We start from the raw sequence: 21883 nt of genomic DNA, 5'->3' as shown, positions 1-21883 counted from the left end.
CGGCCGTGAAATGCCGGAAGCCGCCGGGGCGCAAGGCGCCTCGGCGGCTTCCGAGCAGCCACGGGACCGGCGTGGACGGTCGCCGATCCCGCGAATCTGCAGCGAAGACCCGAGGGGGGTCGGTCTCCGCCGCATTTCCTCTCAGGCGGCCCGATTCGGGCAGGCCGCCGCGTATCGCCTCAGCCCTGCTGCGGCTCGTCCATCGACGGCGTCTCCGGCTCCATCTCGTCCTGGTCCTCGTCGGCGGGGCCGCCGGGACCTCCCGGACCCATGTGCATGCCGCCCTGTTGCGACATCGGACCGCGTTGGCCCTGCCGGTGATGGCCTCTCCAACCCGTGCGATCGCCGCGATCGTGACGGTCCCAGCGGCCGCCGCGATGCTCCTTGCGCATGTCGCGCATCATCGCGCGGACGAGACCGCGGGCCCGGTCGACCTGCTCCGGGGTCAGGGTGGCTTCGAGGTCGGCGAGCGCCGACTTCAGCGTCTTCGCCTTCTCGCCCGCGTCGATGGCGCGATCGGCGAAGCGGTCGAGCATGCGGAAGGCGAAGAGACCCTGCTGCGGCCGATCGCCCGGCGCACCCGCGGCCGCGGCGTCGTCGGCATTGCCGGCGCCGGCCTCGGGCGGCTGCGGTGCCGGCGTCGCCCCCGGCCCGCCCCGTCCGGCATCCATGCCGCGCGGACCCCGCGGCCCCGGCCCCATGCCATGGCGGCCGCGCGGCGGCTGAGCCGCTTCGGCGAAGGCGACGAGCGCGCCGGTGAAGTTGCGCCAGGTGCCCATCTGGTCCGGCTGAATGCCGATGCCGGTCTCCAGCGCCGCCAGGGCGCCCGCCAGCTTCGCCGGCGACATCATGCCGTGGCGCGGGCCGTGATGGCGGCCATGGCGCCAGCCGTGATGGCCACGCTCGAAGTCCTGGGCGAAGCGCATCGCGCCGTGCCGCCCGGGCCCCTTGTGCCCCGGTCCTTCCCCGGCCTGCATCCTCGCCGACGGCTCGCGCGGCTGCTGCGGCACCCCTTGCGCGAAGGCGCTGGTGCCGAACAGCGCCGCGGCCAGCGCCGCCCCGGTGGCCATCTTGGCGCGACCGCCGAACCGGCCGGTCTTCGTGTCTCGAATTGTTCTCATCACTGATCTCCCTTGATTCGAGTGATGGGGAGAACATAGGGACGGGATGTTGCGAAGGTGCGGCGGAAGATTGCCGAACGTCGCCGCGACAGGCCCGATTTGTTACGCCGAGTAACGACATGGGGTGTTGCAACAGATGATTACAAAACGGCTCTCGCCGGGATCTCCGCGACGTCGCAAAGCAGGGGCAAAGTGACCATCATGCTCGGCAAACGCCATGTTTCGGGACCGACGTCGATGAACCAGCCCAACATTCTCGTGGTGGACGACGATCCGGAGATCTGCCGGCTCCTCGGCAAATATCTCGACGGCCAGGGCTTTCGCTGCCAGCTCGCGGCCAATCGCCGGCAATGCCAGCAGCGGCTGGCCGATTCGAGGGTGGATCTCGTCGTCCTCGACGTCATGCTGCCCGACGGCTCCGGCCTCGACATCTGCCGGGAGATCAAGGACGAGCGGCCGGAACTGGCGGTCATCCTGCTCACCGCCCTGAAGGAGGACGTCGACCGGATCATTGGGCTCGAGCTCGGCGCCGACGACTATCTCGGCAAGCCGTTCAACCCGCGCGAACTCGCCGCGCGCATCCGCGCGGTGCTGCGCCGCGGCAGCGCGTCGGCCCAGAAGGAGGGCGGCGAGGCGACCTCCTCCGCCTTCCGCTTCGAGGGCTTCACCGTCAGCCCCGAGCGGCGCAGCCTCACCGGACCCGACGGCAGTGAGGTCTCCCTCACCGGCGCCGAGTTCGACCTCCTGATGATCTTCCTCGAACGGCCGGGCCGGGTGCTGTCGCGCGACATCCTCATGGACCTCCTGCATGGCCGCTCCGCCGATCCGTTCGACCGCTCGATCGACGTGACGATGAGCCGGCTCCGGCGAAAGCTCAACGACAACGGCGTCTTCCGGCTGTTCAAGACGGTGCGCAACGGCGGCTACCAGTTCGCCGCGCCGGTCGAGCGGGACGAGGAGGAGGCCAAGCCGTGAAGTCCCTGCGGTTTCGCCTCGCTTTGCTTCTTCTCGCCTCCGTCCTCGGCGTCGTCGCCCTCGCGGCGCTGGTTTCGCTGACCATGCTCGACCGGCCCGACCGCGACAGTTTCCGCGCCACCTTCGCCGAGGAGGTGCGCATCGTCGCGGCCGTTCTGCAGGAAGACCCCGGCGCCGCCGAACGTCTCGGCGTCACCATCGGCAGGATGCCGACGAGCGAGCCGGACGTCCTGGTGCGCGACGGCCTCGGCATCAGCGAGGCCCTCGCCGCCCGGGGCCTCAGCATTCCGGTGCGGATCGTCGGCGACCCCCAGGCGCGCACCCGCCAGATCGCCTTCGAGGTCGAGCCGGGGCGCTGGGCCTATCTGCCCTATCCCGGCTTTCCGCCGCGGGGTCTGCTCGGCTTCGTCACCTACATGACGGTGCTGGCCGTCGGCGTCGCGGCGATCTCGATCTTCGCGGCCACCAAGATGACCCGGCCGCTGGTCATCCTGGACGAAGCGGTCTCGACCGTCGGGCCGGACGGCCTGCCGGCCCATGTCCCCGAGGACGGTCCGGCCGAGGTGCGCGCCACGGCCTCGGCGCTGAACCGGCTGACGGGACGGGTGCGCGCCGCCGTCGAAAGCCGCATGCGCCTCGTCGCCGCCGCCGGCCACGACCTCAGGACGCCGATGACGCGCATGCGCCTGCGCGCCGAATTCCTGCCGGACGACGAACGCGAGACCTGGCTGAAGGATCTGGAGGAACTCGACCGCATCGCCGACAGCGCCATCCGGCTGGTGCGCGAGGAGGTCGAGCCCCAGGCGAACGAGCCGGTCCGGCTGAGGCCTCTGCTTCAGGAAATCGTCGGCGAGCTGGCGGACCTCGGCCATACCGTCGCGCCGCCGGGCCCCGCGACCGTCGATCTCACCGTTTCGGCCCGGCCGCTGGCGCTGAAGCGCGCCTTGCGCAATCTCATGGAGAATGCCGCCGTCCATGGCGGCGCGGCGCGGCTGTCGCTCGCAAGGCGGGGTGGCTTCGCCGAGATCGGGATCGTCGACGACGGCCCGGGCATTCCCGAAGCGCTGCTCGAACGCGCCTTCGAGCCGTTCTTCCGGGTCGACCCCGGCCGCCGCAAGCTGAAGCCCGGCGCCGGGCTCGGCATGGCGATCGCCAAGGAGATCGTCGATCAGGCCGGCGGCACGATCGCGATATCCAACCGGCCGGAGGGCGGCCTCGAACAGCTGATCCGCCTGCCGCTCGCCGCGGGCTGAGGCGGCGGCACGCATCGCAGGGCGCTCGCTTGAAGCAAGGGGCCGGGCTGGCGATCGGCCCGATTTCGCCCTTGCGGAGAAATGCCGACAGGCGGGTGCACTCGCGCCGGACCATCGGACGATAGCGGGACACTCCCTCGGGCTTGCCATGCATCTCCTCCGTAAAGAGGGAGATCGAAGCGTCGCCGACGGCACTCGCCTTCAAGCGATTGCCCTGACACCCGGCGATGCGCGATTGCAAGCTGCACGGAAAATCCGTCCGATGCATAAAATCTTACGGAATGCTTTCACGGCCTGGCGACCGGGCGGCCGCAACCTGCGGTCATGCGCAACGCACCGTCCCAATTCGTCCGAACCGGTCCCTCCGCTCGCCGACGCCCGGCGCGCCGGCGCCGCGCCCGCGGGCTCTCGATTCCCCGCCTGGCCGGCGACGCTCTGGTGGTCGCGGTGGTCTTCGCCGGCGCGCTCGTTCTCGGCAAGGTGCAGGAGAACGGCGCGCTCGACGCCGCCTTTGCGGCCATCGAGCGGCAGGTGGCGATGCTCGATCTCCGGGTTCCGCCGATCGGCGCGGCCGAGGAGGGGCCGCGGACCGCGGCGCGCTGGGGCGCCCTGCCCCTTTGCGGTCAGGGCAAGCGTCACACGTGCCTCGTCGACGGCGACACCGGCTGGGCCGGCGGGACCAAATGGCGCCTCGTGAACATCGACGCGCCGGAGATCTCCCGCCCCGAGTGCCCGCGCGAAAGAACCATCGGCCGTCAGGCCACCCGCCGCCTGCAGGCGCTGCTTGCGGCGGGTTACGATCTCGACGGCGACGGCCACGACCGATATGGCCGCGAACTCGTCACCATCACCCTGTCGGATGGCCGCGACGCCGGCGCCGTGCTGATGGCCGAAGGCCTGGCACAGCCCTGGCCGAACCGCGGCAACGTGTGGTGCGGACGATGAACCCATCAGGCTGCTGACACGCAGCCGCCCCGCCGCAACGGCGGGGCATCGCGGCGACGGCGCGATGGATCGGCCGGCACCGGCATCCGCCAACGCTTCGAAGCCGGCTATGCCTCCGGCGTCGGCACCGCCTCCGGCACGCCGGCCGCCTCCTCGGGCACCCGCACGGTCGCCGCCGCGGCCCTCGCCTTGGGCACCAGTAGTGCCAGGGCGAAGGTCAGGGCCGCCACGCAGAACATCGCCCAGAAGGTGAGATGCAGGGAGTGGGCGAGCGCCTCTTGCGTCTGCGGATCGGCGGCGATGGCGCCCGGCCGTTCCAGCAGCGCCTGGATCCTGTCGAGGCTCGCTGGCAGGGCGCCGCCGCCGCCGCTGGCGAGGCTGAGATTGAAGACGGCGCCCAGCGCCGTCGCCCCGAGGGTCGAGCCGAGATTGCGCGAAAAGATGTTCGACGAGGTGGCCGCGCCCCGCTCGCTCCAGCCGACCGAACTCTGCACGATGACGATCGCGGCATTGCTGAGAAAGCCCATGCCGAAGCCGACGATCAGCGAGCCGAAACCGGCGAAGACGGGCGATGCGCCGGGGCCGAGAAAGAGGAAGACGCTGGCGCCGATCGGCAGCAGCGCGGCGCCGAGGAGCAGGATGGGCCTGAGGCCGAAACGCTTGAAGTTCTTCGCCGCCACGGTCGCCCCGATCGGCCAGCCGAGCACCATCACCGTCAGGGTGAAGCCGGCGACGAGCGGCGTCTGGCCGAGAACGCCCTGGACGTACATCGGCAGGAAGGTGGTCAGCCCGATGATCGTCATGCCGCTGAGCAGCGTCACGACGTTGGCCGTGGCGATGACGCGGCGCAGCCACAGGCCGAGATCCATCATCGGATCCCTCACCCGTCGCTCCTGCGCGAGAAAGAGAACGCCGGCCGCCAGCGCAACGGCGAGCGCCGCGGCGACCGTGACGGTGGAGGACCCGATCTCCGTCAGCGCGACCATCAGGGCTGCGACCGAGACCGCGAAGAGGCCGGCGCCGAGGACGTCGACCTTGCGCTTCTCGCGGGTGATGCCCTCGTTGAGAAAGGCGACGAAACCCGCGGCGGCGAGAATGCCGATCGGAATGTTGATCCAGAAGATCCAGGCCCAGGAGAGATGCTGGATGATCAGGCCGCCGGCGAGCGGCCCCGCCACCGAGGACACGCCCCAGACGCTGGCGAGATAGCCCTGCACCTTACCGCGTTCCTCGACCGAATACATGTCGCCGACGACGGTCAGCGCCACCGGCTGGATGGCGCCGGCGCCGACGCCCTGGATCAGCCGGAAGACGATCAGCGAGGGCATCGACCAGGCGAAGCCGCAGAGCAGCGAGCCGGCGAGGAAGATGGCGATGCCGATCAAAAGTATGGGCCGGCGGCCATAGAGATCTGCGAGCTTGCCGAAGGCGACGGTCATCGCGGTCTGGGCGAGGAGGAAGGCGGAGAAGACCCAGGAATAAAGATGCAGATCACCGAGCTGGCCGGCGATCTGCGGCATCGCCGTCGAGACGATGGTCGCCTCGATGGAGATCATCGCCATGGCCGCCATGATCGCGGCGACGATGAGGGGACGGCGGAGCGCCGGGGTCTCGGGCATTGGGCAAACCGGTGATGGCCGTGGCGCGATGGCACCCCGCGGCGACTGCCCCGGATCGACCGGAACGACGCGGGCGCGGCGGTCGAGAGCCGGGAGGGAGAGATTCACTAAGGAAATCTTGCAATGTTGCCATAGACCCGTCGCCGGGGGCTGGCAAGCGCGGCATGATGTCGGCGCCGCACGGCGGAAGACCCGGCGCCGCGGTCAGACCCCGGGCAGGACGATTACCGTCGGACGGTCCGGCAGGGTCTTCACCGAGACGGTGAAGCTGTCCTCGCGCGGCCATTCCACCGCGAAGTCCGGCAGCTTTTCCAAAAACCGGTCGATCGGTCCGCGAAAGCGATGCATGGGCAGGACGATCCGCGAATGCAGCCGCTCGGTGATCTCGCCCATCCCGGCCTGGCTCATGGTCATGCCGCCGTCGACCGGAACCATCAGGACGTCCAGGCGGCCGATCGCGGCATAGTCCTCGTCCGTCAGCGTGTGGTGAAGATGGCCGAGATGCCCGATGCACAGCCCCGCCACCTCGAAGATGAAGATCGAATTGCCGTCGGCCTCCATCGCCCCGCCCCATGAGCGGATGTCGGTGGAAACGTTGCGCACGAACATGTCGCCCACGGTCACCGCATGATGCACCGGGCCGTCGCCGTCCGGATTCCAGCCCGGCAGCACGTGCTGGATCGCCGGGTCCGGATAGGGCGTGTTGTGGGACGAATGGGCCTTGTTCATCGTCACGATGTCCGGAACGGCCGGCCCGGCATAGCCGGCGAAGTCGGTCGCCGCGACGACGCCCTGCGGGCTCTCGATCAGGAAGGTCGCATGGGTGACGTAGGTGATCCTGACGGACTGATCGCCCTGCGGATTCTGGAACAGACCGCGCTCGCCGCCGGAAAACTGCGCGAAGGTCGCCTGCGGCATCAGGCTGGCGATCGCGCGGCACTGGCTCGGCCGTTCGTTCGGAGCGCCGGCCGGCTGCGCCTCGGCCCGGCCGGCGATGCCGGCGACGCAGAGAATGGCGATCGATCCGAACGAGGTGAGACGCACGGCGAACCCTCCGGCAGTTTCGCTTCGCGGGTCGGATCACGAAGACGCCGCGACGACGGCGACCGACCCGTTGTCGACGCTACAGTCAGCCGGGCGCCGGCCAAACTCAATTACCCGTCATTGCCCTCGCATCGACCGAGGACGGTCCTCGTCGCGACTGGAGACGGCGGCCGACAGTGGCGGTGGCCTCAAAGGTCTATGCCCGGCCGCGGCGGTTCGGACGGTTTCGCCGGCTCGCCGACCAGCATGCCGCGCTCCTTCAGGAAGGGATGGATCTCGACTGCCCGGCGGAGCTCTGCCTGGGCGAGGCGATGGCGGCCCTGACGCATCAGGATCAGCGCCCGCCCGGCCCTCGCCGCGAAATGCCGCGGCTCGCGTTCGATCGCCCGGTCGACGTCTTCGAGCGCGCCGTCGTAGTCCTCTTGCAGGAAGCGGACGAAGCCCCGCTGGTTGTAGGCTTCGGCATAGTCCGGAGCCCGGGCGACCGCCTCGTCGAGCAGCGTTCTGGCACCGGCAAAGTCGTAGATCTCCCGCCGGGCCATCGCCTCGCGGACGAGATCCGCGGTTCGCAGGTCCGGCGCCTCCATCCAGCGGCGCCAGATCGCATCCTCGATCGCCCGCGCCGCCGCCTCGTCCGGCGCCGTCTTCAGCGCCGCATAAAGGCGGTCGAGACCCGTAGCCGCCGCCTGCGGACCGCCGGACGGAGCCGCTTTCGCCTCCCCGGCTTCCGCAGGAGGCACCGAAGCGGCCGCGACGAGAAGGACGCCGGCGACGGCGACCCGTGCGACGAAACCCATGCCTCTCATCCGACGTTCCCTTCGCAAGCCTTCGCCTCCGGTGCGATCACCGTCCGTCCGCCGCCATTCCTCCAGTTGGCGCGGCGCCGGCAAAGTCATATTGTCGTTATCGCTCGACCCGAGGATCGCCGCGGCGGCGGGCAGGCAGCAAGGATGGCATCCATGACGGTCTACCGGCTCGCTTATCTCTCCCGCCCGGCCCCCGGCATCACCGCCGCAGACGTCCGCGCCATCGCCGCGAGCGCCGCCCGGCGCAATGCCGACCTCGCCGTGACCGGGATGCTGATCCACGAGTTCAACCGCTTCATCCAGCTCCTGGAAGGCCCGCTCGAAGCCATCGAAACCCTGATGACGGCGATCATCGCCGACAAGCGCCACACCGACATCCGTATCTTCCTCAACCAGAGCGCGGCGGGGCCATCCCTGTCGCGGTGGATCATGTGGTCGGACTTCGACCGCATGGCGATGAGCCGGCGCGAGCTGGAACTGCGCGAAGAGATCGTCCGCGCCGCGCTCGAAAGCCTCGCCGAACTCGATGCCGAACGGCGCAACGCCGGCACCGTCGCGGACGGGGCGGCATAGCGCCGTCGGCCTTCCTTGCGTTCGAACCCATGGTCCGACGAGGAGCCGCGGGCCCTGCCCCGCGCGTCGCCGAGCCGGCCTCCGGGCAGGGCAGCAGGTCCTAGGGCGCTTCGCTCGCAGCGTTTCCCAGCATCTGCCGCCAACGCGCCTTCAGCGCCGCCCCGCCGTCGTCGGGCCCCTGCGGATAGGCGAGTTCGTCCTCGCCGATCGCCACGAAAGCCTGTTTCGACCGCGTCCAGATATGGCCCGCCGGGACGAGCCAGCCGGCGTCGTCGAGGGTGCCGGCCTTGACGTTCAGTCGGCCCGGATCGCCTTCCGAGCGATGCAGGATGCGCACGCCGCAGTCGGGACAGAAGTCGCCCAGCCGCACGCTGCCGCTTTCGGCCACGCGCCGCATCGTGCGCATCGCGCCCGTCACCGTCACGGATGCCGGATCGCAGCGCAGGCTCTCGCCGAAGGCGCTCGAGGTTTGTCTCTGGCATTCGGTGCAGTGACAGAGATAGAACATCGCCGGCACCGCCCGGATCTGGTAGCGTACCAGGCCGCACTGGCAGCCGCCGGTGAGCGGCAGCGACGGCATCGTCACCGTCATGGTCTCGCCTCCTCGTTGCGCCGACCAATCGGCGGTTCGTGCGTGATCTCGCCGCGGGATGCCGTGGCGCCCGCTCTTCGTTTGCCGGGCCGCAGACTGGAAATCTACACTCTCTTCGATCACTGTGGACCTGCAATCGAAAGGACCGGAACATCTCGCTTTTGCAGCATGGCATTCTCGCCGAGGTTCGACGGCAGGTCGAGATTTCGCGACGAAAGGTGAGGCGCGAGTTGAACGCCACATGGGCGAGCATGCCCGCGGATCTGCCCTATGTGAATTTTGGTGACGCGCTGAGCCCGATCGTCGTCAGCGCGATCTCGGGGCGGCGGCTACGAAAAATGCCATTCGTCTCACCTGAGAGCCGCCTTTCCGGCATCGGCACGATCGCTCAGAATTTTGCCGGCGGGACGGTTCGCATCTGGGGGACGGGCCTCGACACCTTCACGCGCGGCTCCAACGTCGACGAGGCAGGCTACCACCTGCCGCCCGGCACCCGGTTTCGGGTCGCCGCGACCCGGGGACGGCTGACGAAAGAGCGCCTCGCAGCGCTCGGGCTCCACGCTCCCGACGTCTATGGCGATCCCGGCTGGTTCGCCAACAAGATCTGGCCCGAATACGCAAACGAAGAGAAGGTCCACGATTTCGGGCTCGTCCTGCACCTGACCGAATGGAGCGAGCGCCGTCCCGGCGCATCGCTCAAGCCGGGTCTGCGGCGCTACGACATGCCGCCGGAGCTCGCAGCGCGCGTCACCTTCATCAACCCCGTCGCCGAGCGGTCGGTCGAAGGTGTCGCCGAAGTCGTTCGCAGGATCTGCCAGTGCCGCCGGATCCTGTCGACGTCGCTGCACGGGATCGTCGTTGCCGAAGCGTTCGGCATCCCTGCACTGTTTCTCGGCGCCACGGCGCCCTTCGGTCCCCAGAACATGGAGATCGCCGAGATCCAGACCCATCGACTGGATCATCGCATGGCGGACTTTTATTCGGTCCTCGATCGAGAGACCGTCCCGGCTTTTTCCTGGCCTCGCCCGCAACCGCTCGACTGGCATCGCGTGCTGGAATGGTGCGAACGTCAGGCGCCGTTCTTTCATTTCGACCCTCGGCCGCTCTTCGACGCCTTCCCCTATCGCAAAGCCGTCCGCTTCGAGGACGAGCGCTGGCCGGTGCGAAGCGACCTCCTCGTTGACGGCGACTTCCTTTGATGAGCGGCCCGAGGGGCGGCCGACAGGCCGTCGACCGTTCTGGACGTCACGGCGAGAATTTTTTATATGACCGTCACGTTTCAGCGCTGACATTCAAACGGGCAGGTGCCGCATGGCCGGTCATTCACAGTTCAAGAACATCATGCACCGCAAGGGGCGGCAGGATGCCGTCCGCTCCAAGCTGTTCTCCAAGCTGGCGCGCGAAATCACCGTCGCCGCCAAGGCCGGCCTGCCCGATCCCGACATGAATCCCCGCCTGCGCCTGGCGATCAACAACGCCAAGGCCCAGTCGATGCCGAAGGACAACATCGACCGCGCCATCAAGAAGGCGGCCGGCGGCGAAGGCGACAATTACGACGAGGTCCGCTACGAAGGCTACGGCCCGGGCGGCGTCGCCGTCATCGTCGAGGCCCTGACCGACAACCGCAACCGCACAGCCTCGAACGTGCGCTCCTACTTCACCAAGTCCGGCGGCGCGCTCGGCGAGACCGGTTCGGTCTCCTTCATGTTCGACCGGGTCGGCGAGATCGTCTATCCGGCGAAGGTGGGCGACGCCGACACGGTGATGGAAGCGGCGATCGAGGCCGGCGCCGACGACGTCGTTTCCGACGACAACGGCCACACCATCATCACCGCCTTCGAGGACCTCAACGAGGTCTCCACCGCGCTGGAAGCCTCCCTCGGCGAGGCCGAGAGCGTCCGCGCCATCTGGCGCCCGCAGACCGGCACCCCGGTCGACGAGGAAAAGGCCCAGAGCGTCCTGAAGCTCATCGGCAATCTCGACGAGGACGACGACGTCCAGAACGTCTACGCCAATTTCGAGGTCGACGACGCCGTGATGGCGAAGCTCTCGGCGGCTTGAAGCCCACGAGCCAGAGCGCCGGCGCGCCTTGCCCGTCGAACGAGATCGGGAGCGGCAAGGCGAGATCGAACCTCCCGCCTCACGCGCCGCCCGGTCCGTCCTTCACGCCCGTGTCCTCGTAGACCTCTTCGAGCGCCAGCTCGCAGCCGATCTCCGGCAGGTCGATGGTCGCAGCCAAGCCCTCGACGATCTCCGAGCGCCAGGCGTCGGCGCCCTCCCCGTCCCGTCGCCAGACGATGACCTCGGCCGATTCGGAGGCGACGAGCAGGACGACGCGGACGCCGTCGTTGGTCTTGTACTCCTCCACCTTGCGGAAACGGTCGAAGGCCATGGTCGAGGGCGACAGCACCTCGAAGAGGACGCGCGGCTCGCCGGTTTCCATGGAGCGGTCCGGCCCGCCCTTGCAGTCGACGATGACGTCCGGCCGGCGAATGTTGCCGGCGGGATTCCTCACCGTCATGTCGTCGGTATGCGGCCGGCAGGGCTTGCCGCGCAGCTGGTTGCCAAGAAGCCGCAGGATGTTGACGGTGATGATGTCGTGGCGGCGGCTGGCGCCGGTCATCGCCTTTGCAGGCAGCACCGGAATTCCGTTCACCAGCTCGTAGTTCTCGTCCTGCTCGGCCTGCCAGACAAAAAACTCGTCCGGCGTCATCCGTTTGATCGTCTTGGCCTCGCTCATCGCCATCGCCTCCATTCCGGTCGATCATAGCGCGATACCGTGTCCTGCGCGAGCGATGTTCTCCCGCTCCGGCCGCTCGTTTCATCTTTGTTCATGTTTCGTCTGTCCAATCGCAAGCGATTCGGGTAAAGGAGAGTTTGAACAAAATGTTAATGGAGTCCCCCGTCCGCATCGTCGGCATCGATCCCGGCCTTCGCCGCACCGGCTGGGGCATCGTCGAGACCATGGGCAACTCGCTGCGCTTCGTGGCGAGCGGCACGATCACGTCCGATGCGAAATGCGACCTCGCCTCGCGGCTCTGCCAGCTGCACGAGGGCCTTTCCGGAATCATCCACACCCACCGGCCGGACGAGGCGGCGGTCGAGCAGACCTTCGTCAACAAGGACGCCGTCGCCACCCTGAAGCTCGGCCAGGCCCGCGGCGTCGCGCTGCTGGTCCCGGCGCTCGCCGGGCTGCCCGTTGCCGAATACGCGCCGAACGCGGTGAAGAAGGCGGTCATCGGCGTCGGCCACGGCGAGAAGAAGCAGATCCACATGATGGTGAAAGTGCTGATGCCGAAGGCGACATTCGACACCGACGACGCCGCGGACGCCATCGCCATCGCCATCTGCCACACCCATCACCGCCAGTCGGCCCAGGCCCGCGCCGCCTTCGCCGGGCGCTGAGGCGGCCCGGCCCGCAGCCGGCCCCCGTCACGGCCCAAATCTCTCCCGCAACGCGCAATCGAACGCTTCCAAGACGCGTTAACTGTCTTTATATCGCGGGCCATGAGCACCATGCCCGCCGACACGCCGCTTTCGCGCATCCGCAACTTCTCGATCGTCGCCCATATCGACCACGGGAAGTCGACGCTCGCCGACCGTCTGATCCAGAACACCGGGGGCCTCGACACCCGCGAGATGAAGGATCAGGTGCTCGATTCGATGGACATCGAGCGCGAGCGCGGCATCACCATCAAGGCGCAGACCGTGCGCCTGCACTATACGGCGAAGGACGGCGAGACCTACGTTCTCAACCTGATCGACACGCCGGGCCATGTCGACTTCGCCTATGAGGTGTCCCGCTCGCTGTCGGCCTGCGAGGGCGCGCTCCTCGTCGTCGACGCGGCGCAGGGGGTGGAGGCGCAGACGCTGGCCAACGTCTATCTCGCCCTCGACAACGATCTCGAGATCGTCCCGGTCCTCAACAAGATCGACCTGCCCGCCGCCGAGCCCGACAAGGTCAAGGAGCAGATCGAGGAGGTGATCGGCCTCGACGCTTCCGAGGCGGTGATGATCTCGGCGAAATCCGGTCTCGGCATCGAGGACGTCCTGGAAGCGATCGTCCATCGCCTGCCCGCCCCCAAGGAAGGTGACCGCAAGGCGCCGCTCAAGGCGATGCTGGTGGATAGCTGGTACGACGCCTATCTCGGCGTCATCGTGCTGGTGCGCATCATCGACGGCGAGCTCAAGAAGGGCCAGACCATCCGGATGATGGGCACGGACGCCAAATATCCGGTGGACCGGGTCGGCGTCTTCACTCCCAAAATGGTGCAGGTCGACGCTCTGGGTCCAGGGGAACTCGGCTTCATCACGGCGTCGATCAAGGAGGTCGCCGACACCCGCGTCGGCGATACGATCACCGAGGACAAGCGCCCGACGACCGACATGCTGCCCGGCTTCAAGCCGGCCCAGCCGGTGGTCTTCTGCGGCCTCTTCCCGGTCGACGCCGCCGATTTCGACGATCTGAGAGCCGCGATGGGCAAGCTCCGGCTCAACGACGCCAGCTTCTCCTACGAGATGGAATCCTCGGCGGCGCTCGGTTTCGGCTTCCGCTGCGGCTTCCTCGGCCTTCTCCACCTCGAGATCATCCAGGAGCGCCTCTCCCGCGAGTTCGACCTCGACCTCATCGCGACGGCCCCCTCGGTGGTCTACAAGATCAGACTGACCGACGGCTCGGACATCGAGCTGCACAACCCGGCAGACATGCCGGACGTCGTCAGGATCGACCACATCCAGGAGCCCTGGATCAAGGCGACGATCCTGACGCCCGACGACTATCTCGGCAACATCCTGACCCTCTGCCAGGAGCGCCGCGGCATCCAGATCGACCTCTCCTATGTCGGCAAGCGCGCGCTCGTGGCCTACGAATTGCCGCTGAACGAGGTGGTCTTCGACTTCTACGACCGGCTGAAGTCGATCTCGAAGGGCTATGCCAGCTTCGACTACCAGATGACCGATTATCGGGAAGGCGATCTCGTCAAGCTCTCGGTCCTCGTCAATGCCGAGCCGGTCGACGCGCTCTCCATGCTCGTCCACCGCAGCCAGGCCGATCGTCGTGGAAGAGCCATGTGCGAGAAGCTGAAGGAGCTGATCCCCCACCACCTCTTCAAGATCCCGATCCAGGCGGCGATCGGCGGCAAGGTCATCGCGAGAGAGACCATTTCGGCGCTGCGCAAGGACGTCACCGCCAAATGCTACGGCGGCGACGCCACCAGAAAGCGCAAGCTCCTCGAAAAGCAGAAAGAGGGCAAGAAGCGCATGCGCCAGTTCGGCAAGGTCGAGATCCCGCAGGAAGCATTCATCGCGGCGCTGAAAATGGACAGTTGAGCGGGGGCGCTGGCCTTTCCCCTCATCGTGGGCTTCCTGAGCCCGTCGAAGGATGCATAGGTCGAAGCGCCGATGGCCTGCTCATGCTCGACGAGCCCGGCGCCGCGGCCCTCGGACGTGTGACCGCGGCGCGTCTTTGAGTCTGCAAGTCGACGGGCGACACGCTCGCGTGCTTCTTTTGCAGAAAGTTCGCAGGACGATTTTACGTCGCCACCACGCCGAGCATCATCCGAGATTTGTCCGTCGCCATGGAACCGGGACGAAATATCCGCCCCGGTTCCATGCATCGATCTCCGCTCTCCGGGCGCGGCACGGATCGTGGCCAGGTTTCACTTGCAAATTCGCGCTTGAGTTTGCCTGAGACATGGCTTCCGACCCCGTCGCGCGTCCTTACAGCGTCCGCGCCACGTGTTCGACGCGGAAGCACTCGATGACGTCGCCCTGGCGGATGTCCTCGTAACGTTCGAAGGCCATGCCGCATTCCTGGCCGCTGATGACCTTCTGCACCTCATCCTTGAAGCGCTTGAGGGTCTTCAGCGTGCCCTCGTGGATGACGACGCCGTCGCGGATCAGGCGAACGCCCGCGCCGCGCTCGACTTCGCCCTCGGTGACGAGACAGCCCGCGACCTTGCCGACCTTGGTGATGTTGAACACCTCCCGGATCTCGGCATTGCCGAGGAAGGTCTCGCGCCGCTCCGGGGACAGCAGGCCCGACATCGCGTCCTTCACGTCATCCACGAGATCGTAGATGATGTTGTAGTAGCGGATCTCGATGCCCTCGCGTTCGGCCGCCTCGCGCGCCTGCTTGTTGGCGCGGACGTTGAAGCCGATGATCGCCGCGTTCGAGGCGGCGGCCAGCGAGATGTCGGACTCGGTGATCGCGCCGGCGCCCGAATGGACGATGAGCGCCCGCACCTCGTCGGTCGAGATCTTGTCGAGCGAGCCGACGATCGCCTCGATCGAGCCCTGCACGTCGCCCTTGATGACCAGCGGGAAGTTCTTCTGGCCGGTATCCTGGAGCTGCGACATCATCTGCTCGAGCGAGCCGCGCTGGCCGGCGGACTTCGCCACCTGCTTCTCGCGGGCGAGCCGCTGGCGGTACTCGGAGATCTCGCGGGCCTTGGCCTCGTTCTCGACCACCGCGAAGCGATCGCCCGCCTGCGGCGTCCCCTGCATGCCGAGGATCTCGACCGGCAGCGACGGCGGAGCCTCCTTGAGCTGCTCGCCCTTGTCGTTGACCAGAGCGCGCACCCGGCCCCACTCGTCGCCGGTGACGACGATGTCGCCGACCTTCAGCGTGCCGGTCTGGACGAGTACGGTCGCGACCGGGCCGCGGCCCTTGTCGAGCTGCGCCTCGATGACGACGCCCTCGGCGGTGCGCGTCGGATCGGCCTTCAGATCGAGCAGTTCGGCCTGCAGGAGGATCGCCTCCAGAAGCTTGTCGAGACCGGTGCCCTTGACCGCCGAAACCTCGACGTCGAGAACCTCGCCGCCCATGGATTCGACGAACACCTCGTGCTGCAGCAGTCCGCTGCGCACCTTGGCGGGATCGGCGCTCGGCTTGTCGATCTTGTTGATCGCCACGACGATCGGCACGCCGGCCGCCTTGGCGTGGCGGATCGACTCGATCGTCTGCGGCATGACGCTGTCGTCCGCCGCCACGACCAGCACCGCGATGTCGGTCGCCTGGGCGCCGCGGGCACGCATCGCCGTGAAGGCGGCGTGGCCCGGCGTGTCGATGAACGAGATCTTGTGACCGTTCTGCTCGACCTGGTAGGCGCCGATGTGCTGGGTGATGCCACCGGCCTCGCCGGAAACCACCTTGGTCTTGCGGATCGCGTCGAGCAGCGACGTCTTGCCGTGGTCGACATGGCCCATGATGGTGACGACCGGCGGCCGCGACACCAGCGCTTCGGGATTGTCCTCGACGCCGAAGATGCCGGTCTCGACGTCCGACTCGGCGACACGGTTCACCGTGTGCCCGAATTCCGATGCGATGAGTTCGGCGAGATCGGCCTCGATGATGTCGCCCGGCTTCATCATCTGCCCCTCTTTCATGAGGAACTTGATGACGTCGACGGAACGCTCCGACATGCGGTTGGCGAGTTCCTGGATGGTGATCGTCTCTGGAAGTATCACTTCGCGTATGATCTTCTCTCGCGGCGTGTTCTGCTGCGAGCGTTTGAATTTCTCCTGGCGGCGACGGATCGACGACAGCGACCGTCCGCGGCCACCCTCTTCGGCCGTCAGCGCCTTGTCGAGGGTGAGCTTGCCGCTCCGCCGTCCCTCGTTGCGGTCCGAACGCGCCGGCTTCGGCGTCTCGGCCGTGGCTCCGCCGCGCGGGCTGCGACGCGGGCTGCTGGCGCCGCGGCGCGCACCCTCGTCCTCCTCGCCGACGTTGCGCCGCCGGCCTTCGCCGCGTTCGGCCCTGGCCGCCGCCGCCTCGGCGTCGGCCGGAGACAGGGGCGCGGCTTCCTTGGCCGTCGAGGCGGGCTTGTTGCTGCGCCGGGTCGCGGCGTCGGCTTCGGCCTTGCGTCTTGCTTCGGCTTCGGCCTCGAGACGGGCCTGTTCCTCGACCTGACGGCGCTCGGATTCCTCGCGCTCGGCCCGGCGACGTTCGTCGTCGGCGATGCGGCGGGCTTCTTCCTCCTGGAAGAGCCGGCGCGCCTCGGCCTCGCGCTGCTTGGCGAGTTCGAGGGCCCGGCGGCGCGCATCCATTTCCCGCGACGACAGGTCGGAAAGCACGGCGCCGCGCGGCTGCCGCTGACCCGTGGGAGCCGCCTGCGGCGCGGCGCGGCGATCGTCACGGCCGCCGGGACGGTTCTGGCCACCGCGATTGTCGCGGGTGTCGCCACGGTTGTCCGGGCGCGGACCACGCGGACCGTCGCGTCCCGCGCCGTCGCGGCCACGCTGGACGGGGGCCGGCGTCGAAGAGGCCTGGCCGGTGCGCGAAGACGGCGCCGATGCGGCGGGCCGCTGCGGTGCGCCGGTCGCCGACGCATCGCTCGCCGTCGTCGCCGGGCGGGCCGTCTCGGCGGTCTCGTCCGCGGCAGGAGACGTCGCACGCGCTTCCGCGGGCGTCGGCTCGGCCGGAGCGACTTCGGCCGGCTTGGCCTCGGCAACGGGCTCCTGCGGCGGCGCCTTCGGGGCCGCAGCCTCGGCCGCGACCGGCGCTTCGGCAGGGGCGCTCGCGGCTGCGGGCGCCTCGGGCGCGACCGCCGCCGGCGTCTCGGCCGGCTCTGCAGCAGCCGCCGGAGCCGGCTTCGGCGGGAATTCGATCTGCTTGGGGCGACCGCCGCTGTTGAGCGGCTGAGGCGCCGGCGCGACCTTCGGGGCGACGCTGCCGGCGGGCGCACGGTCCTGCTGCGGGGCCGGCTGGGCCGGCTGAGGCTCGCTGGCGCGCGGCTTCAGTCCGGCAGCGACGTTCGGCTTGGGCGCCGCCGCCTCTTCCGGCTTGTGAATCCGCCGCTTCTTGGTCTCGACCACGACATTCTTGGTGCGCCCGTGACTGAAGTTCTGGCGCACCGTCGACTGCTCGACGCCGCCGCGCTTCAGGGTCAGGGTCTTCTTCGAGCTCACATGGAGCGTCTTGTCGTCGCCGGACTTGGTATCGCTCATCTACGCTTCCACTTCCTGCGCGGGATCGGTTCCCGCGCCCTTCGTCTTGCCAGGAAGCGCGCTTTGCGAGGCGCTTCCAATCGTTTGCAGTCTCAATGTTCCGGCGACGAGTCGCCGCGGACGGCGCCGTCGATCGCCTCTTCGGGGATCTCACCCCGATATCTGGCCAGCGCTTCCAAGCGCTTCAGAGCAGCCGAGCCTGCATCACCGGCAAGGATGGCTGCATGTATCACATTCCCCCCGCCCAACGCCAAGCTGATTTCGTCGGTGCCAAAGAGGCGAAACCTTGCGATCGTCCGGCCCGTCTCGCGCTGTCTGGCGCGTCGAACCGCCTCGATCTTCCTCACTCCGTCTTCGGCCGCCTCCAGCGACTGGAGAAGGCCGATGGCCCGTCCCGTCCGGACCGCGGCCTCCACCTTGGCGGCGCCCGCGACCAGCTGGCCGGCCTTGCGGGCGAGGCCGAGAGAGCCGGTGGCCTGGCTCGCCAGAAGGCGATCGACCATCGCCCCGAGATCCTCCGGCGCCTCCACCTTGGAGCGAAACGCCCTGGCGAACAGCCGCCGCTTCACCGCCGCCTCAACCGCCTCGCGGCTGATCGAGACATGTGCGCCGCGCCCGGGAAGCCGCCGCTTCAGATCCGGCACGACCCGGTTCTCGGGGTCGCGCACGAACCGGATGAGCGCGCTCGGATCGAGGCTCTGCCGCGTGACGATGCAGGTGCGCGGGTTCAGGAGATCCTCCCCCGGAAAATCGCTTTCGTCCGGGGCCTCGCCCCGTTCCGCCCCGCCATCCGGCCCCGTCACCGCAGCACCTGCCCGGTCGCCGTTCAAGCCGCGTGGTCTTCGACTGCCTCCTCGCCTTCTTCCTCGTCGACTTCCGGACCCCTGAGATCCGCCTCGGTGATCCAGCCGGCCTTCAGCCGTGCCGACAGGATCATCTGTTCGGCGTCGGCGCGCGAAACGTCGAAGGCGCTCAGCGTCCCGGGATAGCGCTTCGTCTCGCCGTCCTTGCGCTCGCTCCAGCCGGTCAGGTCGTCGACGGCACAACCGGCGAAGTCCTCGAGCGACTTCACGTCGTCCTCGCCGAGCGCGACGAGCATCTCCGTCGTCAGCCCGTCGATCTCCTTCAATTCGTCGGCAACGCCGAGTTCCTTGCGCTTGGCGTCGAACTCCGCCTCGCGGCGTTCCAGATACTCGCGGGCCCGGGTCTGGATCTCCTGGGCGGTGTCTTCGTCGAAGCCCTCGATCGAGGCGACCTCGTCGGCGTCGACATAGGCCACTTCCTCGACCGTCGCGAAGCCTTCCGAGGCGAGGAGCTGGCCGACCATCTCGTCGACGTCCAGCGCCTCCATGAAGGTCTCCGACCGCTCCTGGAATTCCTTCTGGCGGCGCGAGGACTCTTCTTCCTCGGTCAGGATGTCGATGTCCCAGCCGGTGAGCTGCGAGGCGAGGCGGACGTTCTGGCCGCGCCGGCCGATCGCCAGAGAAAGCTGGTCATCGGGAACGACGACTTCAATCCTCTCGGCATCCTCGTCGAGCACGACCTTGGCGACTTCCGCCGGCTGCAGCGCGTTGACGAGAAAGGCTGCGGCATCCGGCGACCAGGGGATGATGTCGATCTTCTCGCCCTGCAGTTCGCCGACCACCGCCTGAACTCTGGAGCCGCGCATGCCGACGCAGGCGCCGACCGGATCGACCGAGGAATCCGAGGAGACCACGGCGATCTTCGCCCGCGACCCCGGATCGCGCGCCACCGCCTTGATGGTGATGATGCCGTCGTAGATCTCCGGCACTTCCATGGTGAAGAGCTTCGCCATGAACTGCGGATGGGTTCGCGACAAAAAGATCTGCGGGCCCCGCTGCTCGCGGCGCACGTCGTAGACATAGGCGCGGACCCGGTCGCCGTAGCGGAACATCTCCCGCGGGATCTGTTCGTCGCGGCGGATGATGCCTTCGCCGCGGCCGAGGTCGACGATGACGTTGCCGTATTCGACGCGCTTGACCGTGCCGTTGACGATCTCCCCGACCCGGTCGCGGAATTCGTCGTACTGACGGTCACGCTCGGCGTCGCGCACCTTCTGGACGATCACCTGCTTGGCCGACTGGGCGGCGATGCGGCCGAAATCCATCGGCGGCAGCTGCTCGGCGATGAAGTCGCCGGGCTCGGCATCGGGATTCTTGTCGCGCGCGAGTTCCAGATAGATCTGGGTGTTCGGGTTCTCGACGTCGTCCACCACCTCGAGCAGGCGCTGCAGCTTCATCTCGCCGGTCTTGGTATTGATGTCGACGCGGATGTTGGTCTCCTGGCCGTAGCGCGAGCGGGCGGCCTTCTGGATGGCGTCGGCCATGGCGCCGATGACGATCTCGCGGTCGATCGATTTTTCCCGCGCCACCGCGTCCGCGATCTGCAGAAGCTCGAGCCTGTTCGCACTGACTGCCATTTTTCAAGTCTCCTGATCGGACGATCGCGGCCGGGCTCGTTCCCGCGCGTTCGTCCTGAAGCATTCGTTTCCTGCCCGCAGATCAACGGGGCCATTCATTTTTCGCCACCGCCTTGCGGCCGTGCGGCGCGGCGCCGGATCGTCCGGCGCCATCTCTTTCAATGCAGTCCGCTCGGGTCGGAACCCGACTCTTCGCTTGGCTCTTCCGGTTCGCCGCGCCCCTTGCGCGCCGCCTTGTCGGCCTTCAGCGAGGCGGCGACGAGCTCGTCGGTCAGGATGAGACGGGCTTCGCCGATGGCGTCGAAGGGAATCTCCATGGCGCTCGGCTCGCCATAGGCGGGCTGGTCGCGCTCGACCCGAATGGCGGCGTCCGAAACCTCGACGATCTTGCCGCGGAAGCGCTTGCGGTCGTTGATCAACCGGCTGGTTTCCAGCTTCATCAGATAGCCGGCCCAGGTCTCGAAATCGCTTTTGCGGACCAGCGGCCGGTCGATGCCCGGCGACGAGACCTCGAGATGATACTCGCGGTCGACCGGATCGACGGCGTCGAGCACCGGCGAAATCGCCCGCGACACCGTTTCGCAATCCTCGACGGTCATCGTCCCGTCGGGACGCTCCGCCATGATCTGCACGGTCATGCCGTTCAGGCCGGAGATGCGGACGCGCACGAGGCGATAGCCGGCACCTTCGATCGTCGCCTCGACGACGTCGGCGATTTTGGCTTCCAGACCCTGTTCGCGGACGATGCGCATGTCGCTCAGACTGATGCTCCTTTGCCGATCGATCCCGAATCGTCGTTGCCGATCGCTCTCGGCGCGGCGGCGCCGCGAGGCCCGCGCCGCTTTCGAGGCCCCGGAAGCTGCCGCCGGCCCGTCGGCGCGGATGACCCGGGGATCGCGGCGCCTGCGGCCGATTCGGCTGCCGGCACGGTTTCGATCTCCCAATCACTGCAGCGCTGCCGTTCACCCGGGGCCGGAACGGTAGTCCCGGCGTTTGGTAACAAAAAAGAGCGGGACCGGCCGGACCCACTCTCACGACATCACCGCAGAGAATATGCGCTTCATATACCCCGCTTCGTTCCGCGCTTCAAGAGCCGGATCGGTCCTGTCGATCGGTCCTCGTCGCAAGCACATGAGTCGTCCGGGTCGGGTCGCAGAGGAGTCGTCCGGTCTGGATATCGCGCCGGAGGGGCGCGGAGAGCCGATCGTCGCTTCCGGACGGCTTTCGTCGGGAACGGCGCAGGACGAGACGACCAAAGAGCCGGACATCGGGCAAAGGCCCTTCGTCACTCCTGCGAAACGCGTTCATCCATTGGGAATGCGTCCCCTCTGTTGAAACGCATGGACGAGCGCGAAGCAAGGACGACGGCAATGCATGCAAAATACTAAGTTCGACAGAATATTTTTTGCCATGGCCGCCGGCGAGAATCATTCGCAGCGTTCCAGGGCTCCGAATCCAAATTTTTATAGGCTTTGTTGGAGCAGTTCTGCGATGTAATTCGGTGACCATCCAGCAAGTTTTCGTCGTGATTTGAGGGAGTGTTTATCGTTTGCGCTTCGGATGATGTTG

General features: G+C 67.8%; 18 protein-coding genes and 1 pseudogene. 8 read left to right on the top strand and 11 right to left on the bottom strand.

Annotated elements, in window-relative coordinates:
• Positions 1-179: 179 nt before the first annotated feature.
• Entirely contained in the window at positions 180-1121 is a 942-nt protein-coding gene (locus LZD57_RS04505; RefSeq protein ID WP_233717938.1) for a hypothetical protein, read from the bottom strand.
• Positions 1122-1358: 237 nt separating this feature from the next.
• On the opposite strand from LZD57_RS04505, the gene LZD57_RS04500 reads away from it, so the two are divergent.
• From LZD57_RS04500 to LZD57_RS04490, 3 genes are all read left to right on the top strand, one after another.
• Complete coding sequence (locus tag LZD57_RS04500) at positions 1359-2096, top strand: response regulator transcription factor (protein WP_233717937.1); 738 nt, start codon at positions 1359-1361, stop codon at positions 2094-2096.
• Positions 2093-3349, top strand: a complete 1257-nt coding sequence (locus tag LZD57_RS04495) for an ATP-binding protein (RefSeq protein ID WP_233717936.1) — start codon at positions 2093-2095, stop codon at positions 3347-3349. The genes LZD57_RS04500 and LZD57_RS04495 overlap by 4 nt, the downstream gene beginning before the upstream one ends.
• 438 nt (positions 3350-3787) lie before the next feature.
• Positions 3788-4294, top strand: a complete 507-nt coding sequence (locus LZD57_RS04490) for a thermonuclease family protein (protein WP_233717935.1) — start codon at positions 3788-3790, stop codon at positions 4292-4294.
• Positions 4295-4401: 107 nt separating this feature from the next.
• On the opposite strand, the gene LZD57_RS04485 is transcribed toward LZD57_RS04490, so the two are convergent.
• The 3 genes from LZD57_RS04485 to LZD57_RS04475 all read right to left on the bottom strand — a co-directional run bounded on the left by LZD57_RS04485 (position 4402) and on the right by LZD57_RS04475 (position 7754).
• Positions 4402-5913 carry an MDR family MFS transporter gene (locus LZD57_RS04485; RefSeq protein ID WP_233717934.1) on the bottom strand — a complete coding sequence of 504 codons (1512 nt, stop codon included), beginning with the start codon at positions 5911-5913 and terminating at the stop codon, positions 4402-4404.
• Positions 5914-6117: 204 nt separating this feature from the next.
• Positions 6118-6957 (bottom strand): MBL fold metallo-hydrolase, encoded by an 840-nt coding sequence (locus LZD57_RS04480; RefSeq protein WP_233717933.1) that lies wholly within the window; start codon positions 6955-6957, stop codon positions 6118-6120.
• Between the two features lie 188 nt (positions 6958-7145).
• The gene (locus LZD57_RS04475) at positions 7146-7754 is read right to left on the bottom strand and encodes a tetratricopeptide repeat protein (protein ID WP_233717932.1); all 609 of its coding nucleotides are present in this window, start codon (positions 7752-7754) and stop codon (positions 7146-7148) included.
• 162 nt (positions 7755-7916) lie between these two features.
• On the opposite strand from LZD57_RS04475, the gene LZD57_RS04470 reads away from it, so the two are divergent.
• Entirely contained in the window at positions 7917-8336 is a 420-nt protein-coding gene (locus LZD57_RS04470; RefSeq protein ID WP_233717931.1) for a BLUF domain-containing protein, read from the top strand.
• A gap of 100 nt (positions 8337-8436) precedes the next feature.
• Here LZD57_RS04470 and LZD57_RS04465 read toward each other — a convergent pair whose 3' ends face one another.
• Positions 8437-8928 (bottom strand): GFA family protein, encoded by a 492-nt coding sequence (locus LZD57_RS04465; RefSeq protein ID WP_233717930.1) that lies wholly within the window; start codon positions 8926-8928, stop codon positions 8437-8439.
• 230 nt (positions 8929-9158) lie between these two features.
• Between LZD57_RS04465 and LZD57_RS04460 the strand changes: the two genes are divergently transcribed.
• Together LZD57_RS04460 and LZD57_RS04455 are read left to right on the top strand one after the other, a co-directional pair.
• Positions 9159-10127, top strand: coding sequence for a polysaccharide pyruvyl transferase family protein (locus tag LZD57_RS04460; protein WP_233717929.1), 969 nt, complete (start codon positions 9159-9161; stop codon positions 10125-10127).
• Between the two features lie 112 nt (positions 10128-10239).
• On the top strand, positions 10240-10989 hold the full coding sequence (locus LZD57_RS04455; RefSeq protein ID WP_233717928.1) for a YebC/PmpR family DNA-binding transcriptional regulator: 750 nt from the start codon (positions 10240-10242) through the stop codon (positions 10987-10989).
• A gap of 79 nt (positions 10990-11068) precedes the next feature.
• On the opposite strand, the gene LZD57_RS04450 is transcribed toward LZD57_RS04455, so the two are convergent.
• A complete protein-coding gene (locus tag LZD57_RS04450) occupies positions 11069-11668 on the bottom strand; it encodes a Uma2 family endonuclease (protein WP_233717927.1) in 600 nt (199 codons plus the stop codon).
• 152 nt (positions 11669-11820) lie between these two features.
• Here LZD57_RS04450 and ruvC point away from each other — a divergent pair, with 152 nt between their 5' ends.
• Together ruvC and lepA are read left to right on the top strand one after the other, a co-directional pair.
• Positions 11821-12333 (top strand): crossover junction endodeoxyribonuclease RuvC, encoded by a 513-nt coding sequence (gene ruvC / locus LZD57_RS04445; protein WP_233718610.1) that lies wholly within the window; start codon positions 11821-11823, stop codon positions 12331-12333.
• 111 nt (positions 12334-12444) lie between these two features.
• Positions 12445-14256, top strand: coding sequence for a translation elongation factor 4 (gene lepA / locus LZD57_RS04440; protein WP_420844752.1), 1812 nt, complete (start codon positions 12445-12447; stop codon positions 14254-14256).
• Between the two features lie 390 nt (positions 14257-14646).
• Here lepA and infB read toward each other — a convergent pair whose 3' ends face one another.
• From infB to rimP, 5 genes and pseudogenes are all read right to left on the bottom strand, one after another.
• Positions 14647-16974 carry a translation initiation factor IF-2 gene (gene infB, locus LZD57_RS04435; RefSeq protein WP_420844751.1) on the bottom strand — a complete coding sequence of 776 codons (2328 nt, stop codon included), beginning with the start codon at positions 16972-16974 and terminating at the stop codon, positions 14647-14649.
• A 753-nt stretch (positions 16975-17727) separates the two neighbouring features.
• Positions 17728-17874, bottom strand: a pseudogene (locus LZD57_RS24120) (translation initiation factor IF-2 associated domain-containing protein); the annotation flags it as partial.
• A gap of 92 nt (positions 17875-17966) precedes the next feature.
• Positions 17967-18605 carry an RNA-binding protein gene (locus LZD57_RS04430; protein WP_233718608.1) on the bottom strand — a complete coding sequence of 213 codons (639 nt, stop codon included), beginning with the start codon at positions 18603-18605 and terminating at the stop codon, positions 17967-17969.
• Between the two features lie 95 nt (positions 18606-18700).
• Entirely contained in the window at positions 18701-20314 is a 1614-nt protein-coding gene (gene nusA / locus LZD57_RS04425; RefSeq protein ID WP_233717924.1) for a transcription termination factor NusA, read from the bottom strand.
• A gap of 158 nt (positions 20315-20472) precedes the next feature.
• On the bottom strand, positions 20473-21066 hold the full coding sequence (rimP, locus tag LZD57_RS04420) for a ribosome maturation factor RimP (RefSeq protein WP_233717923.1): 594 nt from the start codon (positions 21064-21066) through the stop codon (positions 20473-20475).
• Between the last annotated feature and the right edge of the window lie 817 nt (positions 21067-21883).

It is taken from the genome of Jiella avicenniae, from assembly GCF_021390325.1.
Lineage (GTDB): Bacteria > Pseudomonadota > Alphaproteobacteria > Rhizobiales > Rhizobiaceae > Jiella > Jiella avicenniae.
This window is presented reverse-complemented; position numbering and strand designations above follow the sequence as displayed.